At 41.0% G+C, this 16,925-nt stretch carries 13 protein-coding genes and 2 pseudogenes; 8 read left to right on the top strand and 7 right to left on the bottom strand.

The window, feature by feature from the left end; translation table 11 throughout:
* Positions 1 to 47 precede the first annotated feature (47 nt).
* Complete coding sequence (locus RDV49_RS02095) at positions 48 to 1,088, top strand: aldose epimerase family protein (RefSeq protein WP_037608214.1); 1,041 nt, start codon at positions 48 to 50, stop codon at positions 1,086 to 1,088.
* Positions 1,089 to 1,684: 596 nt separating this feature from the next.
* Here RDV49_RS02095 and RDV49_RS02090 read toward each other — a convergent pair.
* Together RDV49_RS02090 and RDV49_RS02085 are read right to left on the bottom strand one after the other, a co-directional pair.
* A complete protein-coding gene (locus RDV49_RS02090) occupies positions 1,685 to 1,939 on the bottom strand; it encodes a hypothetical protein (protein WP_037608216.1) in 255 nt (84 codons plus the stop codon).
* A gap of 170 nt (positions 1,940 to 2,109) precedes the next feature.
* On the bottom strand, positions 2,110 to 2,358 hold the full coding sequence (locus tag RDV49_RS02085; RefSeq protein WP_003009342.1) for a hypothetical protein: 249 nt from the start codon (positions 2,356 to 2,358) through the stop codon (positions 2,110 to 2,112).
* A 232-nt stretch (positions 2,359 to 2,590) separates the two neighbouring features.
* Between RDV49_RS02085 and RDV49_RS02080 the strand changes: the two are divergent.
* Positions 2,591 to 3,976: pseudogene (locus tag RDV49_RS02080) on the top strand (IS1182 family transposase).
* Positions 3,977 to 4,113: 137 nt separating this feature from the next.
* On the opposite strand, the gene RDV49_RS02075 reads toward RDV49_RS02080, so the two are convergent.
* The 5 genes from RDV49_RS02075 to RDV49_RS02055 form a co-directional block, all read right to left on the bottom strand.
* The gene (locus RDV49_RS02075; RefSeq protein WP_003009354.1) at positions 4,114 to 4,821 is read right to left on the bottom strand and encodes a hypothetical protein; all 708 of its coding nucleotides are present in this window, start codon (positions 4,819 to 4,821) and stop codon (positions 4,114 to 4,116) included.
* A gap of 15 nt (positions 4,822 to 4,836) precedes the next feature.
* The gene (locus RDV49_RS02070; RefSeq protein ID WP_003009357.1) at positions 4,837 to 5,541 is read right to left on the bottom strand and encodes a hypothetical protein; all 705 of its coding nucleotides are present in this window, start codon (positions 5,539 to 5,541) and stop codon (positions 4,837 to 4,839) included.
* A 328-nt stretch (positions 5,542 to 5,869) separates the two neighbouring features.
* Positions 5,870 to 7,177 carry a hypothetical protein gene (locus tag RDV49_RS02065; protein ID WP_003009359.1) on the bottom strand — a complete coding sequence of 436 codons (1,308 nt, stop codon included), beginning with the start codon at positions 7,175 to 7,177 and terminating at the stop codon, positions 5,870 to 5,872.
* A 391-nt stretch (positions 7,178 to 7,568) separates the two neighbouring features.
* Positions 7,569 to 8,300: a hypothetical protein gene (locus RDV49_RS02060; RefSeq protein WP_003009361.1), complete on the bottom strand. Its 732-nt coding sequence runs from the start codon at positions 8,298 to 8,300 to the stop codon at positions 7,569 to 7,571.
* A gap of 15 nt (positions 8,301 to 8,315) precedes the next feature.
* Positions 8,316 to 9,020 (bottom strand): hypothetical protein, encoded by a 705-nt coding sequence (locus RDV49_RS02055; RefSeq protein ID WP_155106225.1) that lies wholly within the window; start codon positions 9,018 to 9,020, stop codon positions 8,316 to 8,318.
* A 230-nt stretch (positions 9,021 to 9,250) separates the two neighbouring features.
* Here RDV49_RS02055 and ruvB point away from each other — a divergent pair, with 230 nt between their 5' ends.
* The 6 genes and pseudogenes from ruvB (at position 9,251) to adhE (ending at position 16,701) form a co-directional block, all read left to right on the top strand.
* Positions 9,251 to 10,249: a Holliday junction branch migration DNA helicase RuvB gene (gene ruvB / locus RDV49_RS02050; protein ID WP_021154208.1), complete on the top strand. Its 999-nt coding sequence runs from the start codon at positions 9,251 to 9,253 to the stop codon at positions 10,247 to 10,249.
* Between the two features lie 6 nt (positions 10,250 to 10,255).
* A pseudogene (locus RDV49_RS02045) lies at positions 10,256 to 10,823 on the top strand (nucleotidyltransferase family protein).
* Positions 10,824 to 10,996: 173 nt separating this feature from the next.
* The gene (locus RDV49_RS02040) at positions 10,997 to 11,422 is read left to right on the top strand and encodes a low molecular weight protein-tyrosine-phosphatase (protein ID WP_003009377.1); all 426 of its coding nucleotides are present in this window, start codon (positions 10,997 to 10,999) and stop codon (positions 11,420 to 11,422) included.
* A 28-nt stretch (positions 11,423 to 11,450) separates the two neighbouring features.
* Positions 11,451 to 11,855, top strand: a complete 405-nt coding sequence (locus tag RDV49_RS02035; protein WP_003009379.1) for an MORN repeat-containing protein — start codon at positions 11,451 to 11,453, stop codon at positions 11,853 to 11,855.
* The gene (locus RDV49_RS02030) at positions 11,845 to 13,647 is read left to right on the top strand and encodes an acyltransferase family protein (protein WP_003009382.1); all 1,803 of its coding nucleotides are present in this window, start codon (positions 11,845 to 11,847) and stop codon (positions 13,645 to 13,647) included. The genes RDV49_RS02035 and RDV49_RS02030 overlap by 11 nt, the downstream gene beginning before the upstream one ends.
* A gap of 402 nt (positions 13,648 to 14,049) precedes the next feature.
* Positions 14,050 to 16,701, top strand: a complete 2,652-nt coding sequence (adhE, locus tag RDV49_RS02025) for a bifunctional acetaldehyde-CoA/alcohol dehydrogenase (protein WP_003009385.1) — start codon at positions 14,050 to 14,052, stop codon at positions 16,699 to 16,701.
* The last annotated feature ends 224 nt before the right edge of the window (positions 16,702 to 16,925 follow it).

Below are 16,925 nucleotides of genomic sequence, written 5' to 3'. Positions count from 1 at the left end.
CTTGTGAAACTGATACAATGGAGAAAAACAATGAGAGGAGAAGGTTTGTGAAACAGTATCAAGAAAGCGTGTTTGGGGAATGGCAGAATCAAGAGGTTCGGGCTTATCGCCTCGAAAATGACAAGGGTTACCAATTATCTGTCATGACCTATGGGGCGACGATCTTAGAATATGTGACGCCTGATAAAGAAGACCAGTTTACGAATATTATTCTAGGCTTTGATCGCTTTGAGGACTATGTGGGCAATAGCCCTAAATATGGGGCTAGTATTGGCCCGGTAGCTGGCCGGATTGCAGGAGCTAGCTTTGAACTCAATGGTCAAACCTATCACTTGGAAGCTAATAATGGTACCAACTGCAACCACAGTGGACCAACGGGCTGGGACAGTGCCTTGTTTAGCGTTGAGTCGGTAACGGATCAGGAAATCACTCTGTATACAGAGCGTGCAGATGGTACCGGCGGTTTCCCTGGAAATCTCAAAATCTGGGTAACCTATGGTTTGACGGAAGATGGTGAACTTGAGATTGCCTATCGGGTAGAAACGGATCAAGATACCTTGGTCAACCCGACCAACCACAGCTATTTCAACCTATCTGGGAACTTCACCCAGCCGATCAATGACCATGTCTTTCAGATCAACCATCAAGGGCTTTACCCTATCCATCCAGACGGTGTTCCTCTTCAGACCGTGGATAGAGAAAGTCCGGTTGTTCAGCATCTCTACCAAGCCATGCTCTTGGAGGATCTTTTTAAGGACTCTGATCCGCAAATCCGCCTGGTAGAAGGATTAGACCATCCATTCGCTCTTCCAGAAGGGCATGAAAATGCTGGTTTTCTTTACCATCAGCCATCTGGACGTTTTTTGACCTTCAAGTCAGAAGCCCCAGCCTTGGTGGTATATTCAGCCAATTTCGTAGACAAAACAGTTCATCTGCAAGGGCAACCAATGGTTCAGCACAATGGCTTGGCTCTAGAATTCCAAACAGTGCCAGATGCCATTCACAGTGACCAAGCTGAAAAGGTCATCTTGAGAGCAGGTCAAGTCTTCACCAGCAAGACTAGCTACCATGCCATCGCTAAGAAATAAGGAGGAAAGGGGTGACCCAAACAAGGATGTGAAATCCTTGCTTGGGACCTCCTCTTTTTCTCGAAAAAATTTTTTTAGAAAAACTATAAGGAAAGTTTAAGCTTCCTATCGTATACTAATACCATCATCAAAGACCTCCTAACTTTGAATGATAAAACTCCTAAAACTTTTTCATAATAATCTCCCTATAAGAGCCACCAAAACCGGTGGCTTTTTTCTGGGAGTGAGACAGAACAATTTTTTAAAATTGCTTCGCTTCCTTATTTTTTGGCTTAGGTTGAAAAGGTTCCCCAAACCTTTTCAATTGTCTCACCCCCGCACAGTTGATTAGGTATTCTTTGGAGCTATAAGAGCGAACAAAGATACCAATCAACCACTGCGTTATGTATTTATTACTAAACTTAATTCATTGGACCAAACCTGACAAGGGAAGTATATAAGCTTAGGTACGTTCCTTATTACCTTTACGAGTATCAGCGAGTTTGGGTACGTTCCTTCCTAACCGAACCAAACCAAGGGTACTGAAGTATTTTAATAGAGTGGAGGTTCTGAAATTAATTTTTTTGTCATTTTTTTATACATGTGAAGGCTCCTTTCTATTCTGTTACTTTCTTGAATGTCATTTTCATTGTTGTTAAAACGCCACGCTCATTATTCCCTCTAGCACTGATTACGAGGGTGTCCCCATCCAATTCATATTGATAAGTGATTGGACGATTTGGTTGCATGGTCAGTCCTAAAGAAAATGTCATAAGAAGAATTGGTGTTTCTTTAAAATTAATCGTTTTGTTACTTGTATCGACAGTCCCATCAGGAAGAGAGAAATCAAATTGGTTTGTTTCTTTGTCCATCTTGATTTGAGCCACTTTAAAAATTGGAATTGCTTTTTCATAGTCCTCGTATAAAACAGTTTTGAATTCTGATTTATCTGGGAAAGAATTTTTATAAGTATGTTCATACAGATTTTCGAAATAACGTGTGAAATTATAGCTATATTTTCTGAAATAACGAGTTGTGGTTTCTAGTCCTCTAAATCATCAATCGCATAAGCGTACTTTATTGGGTCGGAACCTCTTAGGACAAATGATTTTCTTAAAGTAGTCTTCACATCGGTCATTTCCCAAGTACCATCAAGCGTAATAGATTTTTCAGCAGTTGTTTCTTGTGAAGTCGTTGAGTTGTTTGTCGTTGAAGTAGAGCATCCTGCAAATAGGAGAGCACATAAGATCGTCAACGTACCCAGCCAATATTTTTTAGTCCAGTATTTCATAAAAGGATCTCCTAAAAGTTAATCGTTTTATGCTTATATCATATCTCTTTGTGATAAAAAACGAAAATTGCTTTTCGTAATACTATAAAGTGAAAATAGGACAACAAAAAAAGAATGTAGTAAAACTACATTCCTCAGATTGAAGACAAAGTCCTTGGAACACAAGTTTCCAAGGGCTTTTCTTTGTATAACCTCGTATAATAGAGATAAGAAGAGTTGTGAGGTATTTCCTATGTTTCACAAAGAAAAACCAGATTATAATCGACGCCAATATGGCTTCTATACGATAGACGAATTAGTGCCAAAAGATCACTTTCTTCGACAAGTGGACTCAGAGGTTGATTTTGACTTCATCTATGATTTGGTAGAAGATACCTATAGCCCCGATAATGGTCGTCCCAGTCTCGATCCTGTCATGTTAGTCAAAATCCCTTTGATTCAATGCTTTTATGGCATTCGCTCCATGCGCCAAACCATTAAAGACATTGAAGTAAACGTGGCCTATCGTTGGTTTCTTGGACTATCCTTAGACGACAAGGTCCCTCATTTTACTACCTATGAGAAGAATTACAGCCGTCGTTTTCAAGATAAAGAGCTCATTTCAGAGATTTTTTCATAGGTTCTCAATCAAGTTTTATGTGCTGGCTTAATTGATCCTTCAGAACTATTTGTGGATGGAACCCATATTAAAGCGGCAGCTAACAGCCACAAGTATCGTAAGGAAATGGTAGACCAACAAGTTAAATTTATGAGTGATCGGTTGGAAGTTGAGATTGATTTAGATAGGAGAAAACACGAAAAAAAGTCCTTAAAGCCCGCAAAAAAAAGCGAGGCTAAAGAAAAGAAAATCTCAATGACAGATCCTGAAAGTGGTTGATTCCACAAGGGTGAACACAAGGAGGTGTTTGCCTATTCCGCCCAAGTAGCTTGTGATAAGCATGGTTGGGCTGTGGCTTATACGGTTGAGGCAGGAAATGTTCATGATAGTCAGGCCTTCCCTGCTCTTTTTTCAAAGTTAGAACCCTTCTCTCCACACTATATTATTGCGGATTCAGGCTATAAGACTCCAGCTATTGCCCATTATTTATTAGAGCGAAATATCATCCCTGTCTTCCCCTATACTCGTCCAAAGGGAGTGAAGGGGAACTTAAGACCCAGTGATTTTGTTTATGATGACTACTATGACTGTTACCTCTGTCCAGAGAATCAAGTATTAAGCTATCGCACGACGACTCGAGAAGGTTATCGTGAGTATAAGAGTGATCCAAAAGTATGTACTTCCTGTCCGCTATTATCCGTTTGTACCCAAAGCAAGAATTTTCAAAAAGTAGTAACGAGACATATATGGAAAGATGATCTTGAATGTTGTGAAGAGATTCGCCACCAAAGAGGAATGAAGGAGCTTTATAAGAAGCGCAAAGAAACAATTGAGCGACTCTTTGGGACGGCTAAGGAGTACCATAACTTAAGATATACTAGAGAGAAAGGAAAGTCCAAAATGGAGGATAAGGTTGGGCTTACTTTAGCATGCTTAAATATCAAAAAATTGGTGAAATGGATAGCGAATATCCCTTTTTATTTTGTTCTAAATCCGATTTTTGGATGGAATAACAGATGATAAAGCAAATAATTTCAAAAATACAACAAAAAGACAAACGCCAAAAATGACGTTTGTCTACGTTCTGAAGAATGTAGTAAAACTACATTCCTTTTTGTTTATCAGAGTTGTCTGGGTAAGTGGCCCTAGCGAATAGATTATTCCGCTACTTTTTTGAAACGCATCGTGAAGTAGCCAACAATCTTTTCTTCACCACTAAGTGTTTTAGGCTGTTCAAGAGTCAGTGTTAAAATTCCATCTTCAAGAGTATATTTATAGGTCACTGGTATTACGAATTTCTCATTGGAGAATGTTACTAAACTAATGAACATTGGTGCGTTCTTGAATTCGAACGTACCCGCGCTCTCGTTAATGGTAATTTCTTTTAAGGTCTGATGGATTTCATACTTTTCATCGTTGAATTCAAAGCTGAGGGGGCCTTTCATATTGTTATAGATTTCCAGTTGCTTTTTCAGATCTTCATACTGATTTTTAATATATTGTTCTTTGGTCCCTTCGATACTTGTTAACTTTTGGGCTTTCCCGTAATCATAGAAGTTACCGACAGCCACATTGGTTGTTGCTGTAAGGTCATATACCGCAGAATTCCCTGTAATCGTTAGTGTAGGTTTCACGTCCTTGAAGGCATCAGAATAAATGAGTCGTCGTGGAATTTCTTCTGTAAAATCATTATATCCTAAGGCACGTTCGAGTGTACTTCTGAAGTCAATTTGTTCCCATTTTCCTTCCAGTGGATTGGAAGGAGCAGTTGTTGTAGTTGTTGTAGCGGTTTGATTTCCGCAGCCGGCAAGCATTAAAAGAGAGCATCCAGCAATCAATAATGGTTTTAAGTATTGTTTAAACATGGTCACGTCTCCTTTCTATTTCTTTTCTGTACTTGGTACGCGTTTGAAGTTCAGTTCAAAATGAACGGGAAGATTGTCCTTCGTCTTCATATCGGCGTAGATGGTCAAGATGCCGTCTTTTACTTCATAGTTGTAAGTTGCTGGATCGAATCTGTGATCTTTATCCGCTGTTGTTAATGGGAAAGAGTCAAGAATGATAAGCCCTTCGTCAAATGTGACAGTCTTTGCACTTTCATCAATAGTTCCTGTAGCTTCGTAGCTATAAGTTCCAGTCGATGTATCCATTGATGCTTTATATTTCTTGAAGTTTTGCACGAACTCTGTTTGTCCGTTAATATAACGGCTAACAAATTCGTCTTCTGTCATTTTATTCTTGTCCTTTGAAATCTCGTAGAATGCTTTTGCGAACTTCTTCGAGTCATATTGATAGCTTAGCTTTGCGCTTGTGCCATCAACGGATAATTTCATCTTGAAGTCTTTAAAGGCTTCAATGAATTTCGCAAAAGTATAGCTTTTCATTCCTTTTGGGAAAAAGGCTTTTTGCAATGAATCGAGCTCGTATACGGATTCCCATTCACCAGCAATGGTTTCTACTTTTGGGGCTTCTGTTTGAGCGGCACTTTGAGAGTTGCTTTGTTTTTGAGAACAAGAAGCCAGTACGAAGACTGAGAATAGAGCAACGAATGCTAAAAATAATTTTTTATAATGTTTAAGCATCATCAGACCTCCTTGAAATAGATTGTTGTATTACGATTATATTATACGTGTAACATTATTATTTTGCAAGGGTTTTCAAGTGAATCATAATTTTGCTCTGTCATTTCACTGATTATTCAAAATGAGATGAGCAAAAATCTTCAGTGCAGATGGAGCAATACTTGAGATTCTTAAGAAGAATTGTGTGAGATAAGGTTCCTTAAGTCTATTAAAATACGAAGAACCTTTGGGTAATGGGAATGATACCTGAAGTATTTTAACAGAGCGTAAGCTCTTTATTTTTTTGCACAAAAAAAGCCCCTTGAGAAATTCTCAAGGAGCAGTGGAATGACTACTTGCTCGTTGCATCAGACATTTTTTTGAATTTTGCTGAAATAACCGTATTTAGATTATTATGTCCATCGCGTTGCTCAATCGTCAACGTTAAAATATCTCCATCAATAGAGTATTTATACGTAGTTTCTTTAGCGACAGGTCCAATGGACATGGTTGCAAGTTGCACAATATTGATAGCTTCTGGGAAGATAATCGTTTGGTTTGCCGTATCTAATTTACCGTTCTTCAATACAGAATGAATTTTAGCATTACCTCTATCAAATTCATAAGTTGTATTGGGCAAGTCTTTAGCGCCATCCTGTAGATTGACTGATAATTTGGTAAATTGATTTTTAATATATTCGTCTTTCGTTTGAGTCACTTTAGACGCATCTTTTTGTTTTAAGTAATCGTAGAACCTTCCAAAACCATCTGCTAGAGATACAGTATAGTCGAATTCAACAGATGTACCTGTAATGTTCAACGTTGGTTTTAAATCTTTCCATGCCTCAGGATAGATCAACTTGATAGCCGAATCATCATTGTCAAAATCTTTAAAGGCTAAGCTACGTTCAAGAGCTGGTCGGAAGTCGATGGCTTGCCATTTTCCTTCAATTGGAACGGGGTCTTTTTGAGTAGTGCTTCCTTTACGTTTGAAGTGTAGTTCATAGTGAACTGGAAGATTATTTTTCTTCGCTTTTCCGTCAATCGTGACATAAAGCATGTCGTCTTTTAATTTGTAGTGATATGTGTTTGGCGAAACGCGATTTTCACCGAATGAGAAGAAGAATGAGTTTGCTACTGAAAGTCCTTCATCAAAGGTCATTGTTTTGGCACCTTGATCAATAGAACCCGTTGCTTCGTAGCTAAACACGCCAGTATCTTTATTCATGCTGACTTTGTATTTCTTAAAGTCGCCTGCAAATCCTTCATGAGAGTCATACATGATTTTTTTGAATTCTTCTTCAGTCTTGCCTCTAGCATCTGTTGTGACAGTGTAGAAAGCTTTAATAAAGTTATCAATGTTATAGTCGTATTTAATGGTTGCCGTGTTGTTTTCAATCTTCATGTCCATTTTGAAGTCTTTAACAGATTCAAGCAAGTGTGCAAAGTGGATTCCATGGAGGGTATAGGCTCCGATGGATTCCGTTAAAGCATCGAGAGTATCGACTAATTCCCATTCGCCATCAATCGTTTCGACTTTTGCTGTTTCTGTTTTAGCAGCATTTTTAGAGCCACTTTGTTTTTGAGAACAAGAAGCTAGTAGGAAGACTGAGAACAGAGCAACGAATGCTAAAAATAATTTTTTATAACGTCTAATCATCGTTAGACCTCCTTAAAATAGATGATTGTATTACGCTTATATTATACGTTCAACACAATTGTTTTGCAAGGGCTTTCAAACAAATCGCAATTTTGTTTTGTAACTTGACCGATTATTCAACATAAGAAACGGGAAAATTGTATGTAGCAGAGTCCCCAATAGATGAGATTCTCAAGGCTTCCTAAATTATTTTTTTGCACAGAAAAGAGGCTGGGACAAAAGTCCTAGCCTCTCAATTATTTTTGGATTGTCGAGCAAGACGCAGTGGTTGAGTGGGCTCTACTACGCTGATTTCATCAGCTTTTACAGCCCTACTCAACTGTGCGGAGGTGGGACGACGAAATCGAATTCTAACGAATTACCGATTTCTGTCTCACTCTCAGTGAGTTATTTAATTAGTTTTAGGATCTGAAACTTTCTTGAATTTCATCGGATAAACGAGATGTGCTCCTGTTTCTTCGAATGTTTTTTCAGCGTAAATTGTAAGGATGTCACCATTCAATTCGTAGTGATAAGTAATTGGTACGTCTGTAGAATTAATATAAAGAGGTAGAACTCCAAAGATGTTTGGAACTTCAGGGAATACGATCGTTTTTGCATTCTCGTTTAAAACTCCATCTTTTAACGTTGCAGTTAACACTTTTGTATCGTTATCAAACGTTCCAGTTTGATGTTTAAAACTTCCAAATTTTTTTTCTCTTACGCCTAGAAGGATGGCAGTAGCTTCTTCTTTTGTAGGATATTCATCTTTATTCTGTTCAGCATAAAAATCAATATACTTATTCATATCAGCACTATAAGAATAAGTTACATCTGTTCCTGTGATTTTTAGAGTCGGAACGATATCTTGGAAGGCTTCAGTAACCTTTAATCGACTATTAGCATCATTATAATAAAGTAAGAAAGTACGTTCCACTGTATCTCTAAAATCTACAGCTTTCCAGTCTCCTTCGAGTGAGACTGGGGTAGGTGCTACTGTGGTAGTTTCTGCAACTGTTGTAGTCTCAGTGGTTGTTTGTTGTTTCTGTTTCTGTTGCTGTTGTTTCTGTTGCCCACATCCTGATACAAATAGAAGGGCAAGAAGGGACAACATCCATAGGGAACTTTTTTTTATATTGTTCATGATTGATCACTCCTTCTAATGATTGTCTCCTACGTAATTGAAACGAAGACGTATTACTCTAAAATGACTTTGTTCATCTTTACCTTCAGCATAAAGTGTTATTTGGTTACCTTCAACGGTGTAAGTATAAGTAATTGGTACAAGTGAGTTATACGTGGTTCCCATAACAATTCTACTTAAAAATGTAGGTGTTTCAGGGAACGTAATAGTATGTTTCTGCGTATCGATTTCTCCAGTTAGAGAGTAATCATAGGCATAATTAGGTTCGTCAAGAGTAATCTTTGTATGTTTCAAATTTGGAATATAATTCTTAAATTCAGCAGTTTTATTTTTTAAATACGATTCATAATTCGCTTTGTTCTCTCCTGTTGCAAATGCTTGATCCTCATACAGTTCTCTGTAATCAAAATGGTACTTCAATTCAACGGTTTTATCTTTAATGGTCATCGTCATCTTAACCTTATCGAAGTCATCAAGCATCAGTCCAGCGGCAAGCTTTTTGATATTAGAAGCTAGGAATATTTTTTGAATGGTCATTTGTTGGTCAGTCCATTTCCAAGTTCCTTGTTGATCCTTTGTAAGATCTTGTGGTGCTTTTACTGTTTGAGGAGATTTATTTGTTTTAGAAGACTGCGATGGAGAAGACTGACATCCCGCAATAAGGAGCACTGCAAAGAATGCCAAGAAACCGAAAAGGATCTTCTTTGTTTTAGTAAACATAAATTTACCTCCTAAACGTTGTTGCTTTAATTTTATCATTAAAGGAAATAATTATAAAGTGAAATGGTGAGCGGTAGATGAAGAAGAAGGGACCGTATAATAAAAAGAAAGGTTGGCGATGAGGGCAACCGTTCAACTTTTTCTAACGAACGACGGTGGGAACCAGGATCTTTAAAAAACACATTCTATTTATGGTACCGAAGGTATCATTTTTTGCTATAATAGACTGTATGAGTAGAATTTTAGACAATGAAATCATGGGCGATGAAGAGGCCGTTGAACGGACGCTGCGCCCGCAATATTTACATGAATATATTGGTCAAGATAAGGTCAAGGACCAGCTGAAAATCTTTATTGAGGCAGCTAAGCTTCGGGATGAGGCGCTGGATCATGTCCTTCTTTTTGGCCCTCCAGGCCTGGGGAAAACCACCATGGCCTTTGTCATTGCCAATGAACTGGGTGTCAATCTCAAGCAGACTTCTGGTCCTGTCATTGAAAAGGCTGGTGACTTGGTAGCTATCCTTAATGACTTAGAGCCGGGGGATGTCCTCTTTATCGATGAGATCCACCGTCTTCCTATGTCAGTCGAAGAAGTGCTTTACAGCGCCATGGAAGATTTTTACATCGACATCATGATTGGCGCTGGTGAGAGCAGCCGGAGTGTCCATCTGGACCTTCCTCCTTTTACCTTGATTGGGGCGACGACGCGAGCTGGTATGCTGTCCAATCCCTTGCGCGCTCGCTTTGGGATTACGGGGCACATGGAATACTATGAGCAAGATGATTTGACAGAGATTGTCGAGCGGACCGCCGAAATCTTTGAGATGGAGATTACCCACGAAGCTGCCGAAGAGCTTTCTCTTCGTAGTCGTGGGACCCCTCGGATTGCCAACCGTTTGCTCAAACGGGTGCGCGATTTTGCTCAGATCATGGGCGATGGCTTGATTGACGATACCATTACCGACAAGGCCCTCTCTATGCTGGATGTGGACCATGAAGGACTGGACTATGTCGATCAAAAGATCCTGCGCACCATGATTGAGATGTACGGCGGTGGCCCGGTTGGCCTTGGAACTTTATCGGTCAATATTGCCGAAGAGCGAGAGACCGTAGAAGATATGTATGAGCCTTACTTGATTCAAAAAGGCTTTATCATGCGGACCCGGACAGGGCGCGTGGCGACCCGCAAGGCTTATGAACACCTGGGTTATCCCTACAATGGAGACTAGAAGAAGATGCTGACGGAAGAAGCAATAGTAGAACAAATCCAAGCGGATCCGGAGATGATGACTGTTTTGGCTATCATTCGGGATCTCAACTTGGCAGATGCCTGGTTAGCGGCGGGCGCGGTGCGAAATTTCATCTGGAACCAGCTCTCTGGAAAACCAGGGTTTGATGCGACGACCGATATGGATCTGGTCTTTTATGATCCTGAGATCAGCTATGAGGAGACTCTCCAGATCGAGCAGGAATTAAAGAAGACCTATCCCCAGTACGCATGGGAAGTGAAAAATCAAGTCTATATGCACCTGCATAGCCCGGGGACGGCTCCATATCATAGTGCCTGTGATGCGGTTTCTAAATACCCCGAGCAAGTGTACGGCTCTTGCGGTTCGCTTAAGGAAAGAGGGTCAGCTAGAGCTCTTTCTCCCTTATGGGACAAAGGATATCGAAGACTTCATCGTTCAGCCGACTCCGCATTTTTTAGCCAACCCAGAGCGTTTAACGGTTTATACAGAGCGGATGAAAAAGAAAAATTGGCAGAGTAAATGGCCTCCATTAGAGGTTCGTTTTCCAAAATAGAGAAACAGATCAGATTTGAAAAAGGAATCTGATTTTTCTTTAAAATGATGGAGCCCCTTTGTCATCTTTCTGTCACATTTTTGTTATAATAGTAATAGTATGCTGGTTTTCCATAGTGGAAAGCGAAGAGCTCAGCTAGGTTGGGCAGTCCGAACAAGGAGTTAGGTGGAATCATGAAAAAAATCGTCTTTGTCTGCTTAGGAAATATTTGTCGGAGCCCCATGGCGGAGTTTGTCATGAAGGATTTGACGGATCAGTATGAGATTGAAAGTCGGGCCACCTCGAGCTGGGAACATGGCAATCCCATCCATAGGGGAACCCAGAAAATCTTTCGACAACACCAAGTCCCTTATGATCCAGCCAAGACGTCCTTACAGATCAAGGAAGAGGATTTTTACAACTTTGATTTGATCCTAGGGATGGACGAAAACAATGTAGCAGATCTGAAGCAAATGGCTCCTTCGGGGACAGAGCACAAGATTCATCTTTTTGCTGCTGAAAGTGTGCCAGATCCGTGGTATACCGGTGATTTTGAGGAGACCTATTCCAGAGTTCTGAGCGGCTGTAAGGCTTGGTTAGATCAGTTAGCAACTTCTTAAGAGTTTGATATGTGAGAGAATACAGAATATGAAAGAATTTTATGAGACCTATAAGGTCTATCTGACGCGAAAAAATTTAGAAATAGCAGCATTAGTCGTGATTATTCTATCTGCTTTGCTGGTTTTCCTTTCAGCCATTCCAGGTCGGGGTGTCTTGACCTTGGATAAGGGGGCGATCCGTTACGACGGAAGTTTGGTCCGTGGCAAGATGAATGGCAAGGGAACCGTCACCTTTAAAAATGGGGATACCTATACAGGTAACCTCGTCAACGGCTCTTTTAGCGGCTATGGTAAGTTTAAGTCCAAGGATGGTTGGACCTATGAAGGGCAGTTTGTTAACGGCCAGCCGGAGGGTAAAGGCACCTTAACCACAGAAGCCAACGTCGTATACAAAGGAACATTCAAGCAGGGGATTTATCAAAATGCGCATTAAATGGTTTTCACTAGTCCGTGTTACAGGACTCTTATTGGTATTGCTTTACCATTTCTTCCAAAAAGCCTTTCCTGGAGGCTTTATTGGGGTAGATATTTTCTTCACCTTCTCAGGATTTTTGATTACAGCGCTCTTGATCGATGAATTTGCGCGCAAGCAAGGAATCGACTACCTGGCATTCTTGAAACGGCGCTTTTACCGGATCGTACCACCCCTTGTCTTTATGGTCTTGGTCGTGATGCCCTTTACCTTTATGGTCCAACGGGACTACGTGGCTGGTATTGGGACTCAGATTGCGGCAGTCTTTGGTTTTGTAACCAATTTCTTTGAGATGGCAACGGGCGGTAGTTACGAAAGTAACTTCATTCCGCATCTCTTCCTTCATACCTGGAGTTTGGCTCTAGAAGTGCATTACTATGTGCTATGGGCACTTTTGGCATGGTTCTTGGCTAAGCGGGCTAAGACGGTTGGAAAGTACCGAGGCACGCTCTTCCTGGCATCCAGTGGGCTCTTTCTCTTCACCTTCTTGTCCATGTTCATCCGCGCCTTTCTGACAGCTAATTTCTCCACCATCTATTTTTCTAGCTTCACTCACATCTTCCCCTTCTTTGCGGGATCATGCCTAGCAACGGTGACAGGGATTGCCAATGTCAGCCCGAACTTTACAAAGCTGGTGCAGTCTTGGAGCATGAAAAAGACCTTATCGGTCTTTGGTGGAAGCTTTGCCTTCTTGTTTGTGCTCAGTCTTTTCTTGCCATTTGATAGCTTGTGGACCTATCTATTTGGTTTTTTAGCAGCGACAATCGCAGCTTGTGCCATGATTCTGTCGGCCCGCATTCTCCATGAAAAGACGCCAGATAAAAAAGAACCAGCCATCCTCAATTTCTTGGCAGATACTAGTTATGGTGTCTACCTTTTCCACTGGCCTTTCTTTATCATCTTCTCTCAACATTTGGGAAATATGATGGCAGCCCTTGTGACGACGATCGTTTCCTTGATTCTAACGGCTCTGTCCTTCTATATTTTGGAGCCAACCATTGCAGGCAAGGAGCCTCGGGTCTTTGGTATGAAGATGGATCTCAGTTTTTTGACCAAGCCGATCTTTTACCTCATGATTCCACTGGCTCTCTTGATGGTTGGAATCTCCGCCTTTGCACCAACCGTCGGAGCTTTTGATGAGAGTTTGGTAGTGAGTGGGCTCAATCAAGCAGATAGCAAAATGCAGGTCACACGGACGCAGGTGGACAATGCGACGGCAACAGACTATAACGTCTCAAATGGTGTGACCATGATCGGTGATTCGGTTAACTTGCGAGCGCAGGACTACCTGACTAAAGCCATCCCGGGTATCCAGATTGATGCGGTGGTGAGCCGTCAGTTGGAAAATGGAATGAAGGTCTTTGAGACCGATATCTCCAATAAAGTTCTCCTAAAAAATGTGGTCATTGCCCTAGGAACCAATACCGTCAGCAACTACAAAGAATTGCTGGATCAGTATGTTGAGAAACTTCCAAAAGGCCGTCGCTTGATCCTTGTGACACCATATGATGGTCGCTATGCCAACGATCAGTCCAGTGAATCGGTTCAAACGCGTCTTTATGAGTTGGAACTAGCCAAGAAATACGACTTTATCACCATTGCGGACTGGTACCAAGTAGCAATTGAAAATCCAAATATTTGGGTGGGAACAGACTCTGTTCACTTCAATATGGAAACCAATGGTGGAGAACTCTATGCTCAAACAGTCAAAGAAGCCCTTGATAAGGCCGAAAAGGGTCCGGTCAAGAAGTAAAAATGCTTCTCTGAAACTGAAACAAAACAAATCCTAACAAAATAAAACAAAAAGCAACTTTTTACTTGTAAAAAGCTGCTTTTTTTAGTAAGATTAAGAAAACGCTTACATAAATCGATTGAAAACATCTCTTTGTGAAGAAAAAATTTTTTTAATTATTTTTTCACAATTTTGCTAGATGATTGCTTTCACAGCAATAGGATTGATAAAATTTTCACAAGCTTCAAAAAATTCTTTGTGAAAGTTGCTTGGAAGTGTTTACAAAAATCTCAAAATAGAGTACAATTATATTGTGAAATAATTAACAAATCGAAATTTCTTACACTATTCTTGAAAATTTCCGAAAACATGAAAAAGTTCTAGAAAAGGATAAGGGTTTCAAACATTGGAGGAAAGCATCAAATGGCTGATAAAAAAACTCTCTCACCTGAAGAAAAGAAACTCGCTGCTGAAAAACACGTAGACGAGTTGGTGCAAAAAGCGCTGGTGGCGCTTGAAGAAATGCACAAATTGAACCAGGAGCAAGTGGACTACATTGTAGCGAAAGCATCTGTAGCTGCTCTTGACGCACACGGTGAGCTTGCTCTTCATGCTTATGAAGAAACTGGTCGTGGAGTCTTTGAAGACAAGGCGACGAAGAACTTGTTCGCTTGTGAACACGTAGTAAATAACATGCGTCATACGAAAACAGTTGGTGTCATTTCAGAAGATGACGTCACTGGTTTAACGCTGATTGCAGAGCCAGTCGGAGTTGTCTGCGGGATCACTCCTACAACCAACCCTACTTCAACAGCAATCTTTAAAGCATTGATTTCCTTGAAGACACGGAACCCTATCGTCTTTGCCTTCCACCCATCTGCTCAAGAATCATCTGCTCATGCGGCACGAATCGTACGCGATGCAGCAATTGCAGCTGGAGCACCTGAGAACTGTGTGCAATGGATTACCCAACCTTCTATGGAAGCAACCAGTGCTCTTATGAACCATGAAGGAGTTGCGACCATCCTTGCGACCGGTGGTAACGCCATGGTAAAAGCTGCTTATTCTTGTGGAAAACCAGCTCTTGGGGTTGGTGCCGGAAACGTACCTGCTTACGTTGAAAAATCAGCTAATATCCGCCAAGCAGCACACGATATCGTCATGTCTAAATCATTTGACAACGGAATGGTCTGTGCGTCTGAACAAGCGGTTATCATAGATAAAGAAATCTACGATGAGTTTGTTGAAGAATTCAAATCTTACCACACTTACTTCGTTAACAAAAAAGAAAAAGCCCTTCTTGAAGAGTTCTGCTTTGGTGTAAAAGCCAACAGCAAAAACTGTGCGGGTGCTAAATTGAATGCGGACATCGTTGGGAAACCAGCAGCATGGATCGCTGAACAAGCTGGCTTCACTGTACCAGAAGGAACCAATATCCTTGCGGCAGAATGTAAAGAAGTTGGTGAAAAAGAACCGTTGACTCGTGAAAAATTGTCACCAGTCATCGCTGTCTTGAAATCTGAAAGCCGTGAAGACGGAATTAACAAAGCTCGCCAAATGGTTGAATTCAACGGTCTTGGTCACTCAGCAGCCATCCATACTGCTGATGAAGAATTGACCAAAGAATTTGGTAAAGCAGTTAAAGCTATTCGTGTGATCTGCAACTCTCCTTCGACTTTCGGTGGTATCGGGGATGTTTACAATGCCTTCTTGCCATCATTAACACTTGGATGTGGTTCTTACGGACGCAACTCTGTTGGGGACAACGTTAGTGCCATCAACCTCTTGAATATCAAAAAAGTCGGACGCCGGAGAAATAACATGCAATGGATGAAACTTCCTTCAAAAACATACTTTGAACGTGATTCAATTGAATACCTACAAAAATGTCGTGACGTTGAACGTGTCATGATCGTTACAGACCACGCTATGGTAGAGCTTGGTTTCCTTGATCGTATCATCGAACAGCTTGACCTTCGTCGCAACAAGGTGGTTTACCAAATCTTTGCAGACGTAGAACCAGATCCAGATATCACAACTGTTGAACGTGGTACAGAGATCATGCGTGCCTTCAAACCAGATACGATCATTGCTCTCGGTGGTGGATCACCAATGGATGCGGCCAAAGTTATGTGGCTCTTCTACGAACAACCAGAAGTGGACTTCCGTGACTTGGTACAAAAATTCATGGATATCCGTAAACGTGCCTTCAAGTTCCCATTGCTTGGTAAGAAGACTAAATTTATTGCGATCCCAACAACATCTGGTACAGGATCTGAAGTAACTCCATTTGCCGTTATCTCTGATAAAGCAAACAACCGTAAATACCCAATCGCAGACTACTCATTGACTCCAACAGTTGCCATCGTAGACCCTGCCTTGGTATTGACAGTTCCAGGATCTGTTGCAGCAGACACTGGTATGGACGTCTTGACGCACGCGACAGAAGCTTACGTATCACAAATGGCTAGCGACTTCACAGATGGTCTTGCTCTTCAAGCTATTAAACTTGTCTTTGAAAACTTGGAAAGCTCAGTCAAGAATGCGGACTTCCATTCACGCGAAAAGATGCACAATGCGTCAACCATCGCAGGTATGGCCTTCGCCAATGCCTTCCTCGGTATTTCTCACTCAATGGCCCACAAGATCGGTGCGCAATTCCACACCATCCACGGACGGACCAATGCCATCTTGCTTCCATACGTTATCCGCTACAACGGTACACGCCCAGCTAAGACAGCTACATGGCCTAAGTACAACTACTACCGTGCAGATGAAAAATACCAAGATATCGCTCGTATGCTAGGACTTCCATGCTCTACTCCAGAAGAAGCCGTTGAAGCTTACGCAAAAGCTGTATACGAACTCGGTGAACGCTGTGGTATCGAAATGAACTTCAAAGCACAAGGCATCGATGAAAAAGAATGGAAGAAACATTCTCGTGAATTGGCCTTCCTTGCTTATGAAGATCAATGTTCACCAGCTAACCCACGTCTTCCAATGGTAGACCATATGCAAGAAATCATCGAAGATGCTTACTATGGTTACAAGGAACGTCCAGGACGTCGTAAATAAGACGCCAAGGAACAACTGATGTTTATCAGCTACCCCCACTCGAAAGAGCGGGGGATTTTTGCTATTTGGGTCCAAAACTCGTTTTTTCATAAAAAATTAGACTTTTTTTCAGAAATTGTGTTATTTTTATAGCATTCCGAGCTATTTTATGTTACCCTATAGTGTGTGAATCTGCCTGTAGCTGAAGGGTTATGATCCTTTTTCAGTTATAGAAAACGAAAAAA

Source organism: Streptococcus parasanguinis (assembly GCF_031582885.1).
Taxonomy (GTDB): domain Bacteria; phylum Bacillota; class Bacilli; order Lactobacillales; family Streptococcaceae; genus Streptococcus; species Streptococcus parasanguinis_M.
The sequence above is the reverse complement of the archived record's forward strand: the minus strand, read 5'-3'. Positions and strand labels throughout refer to the sequence as shown.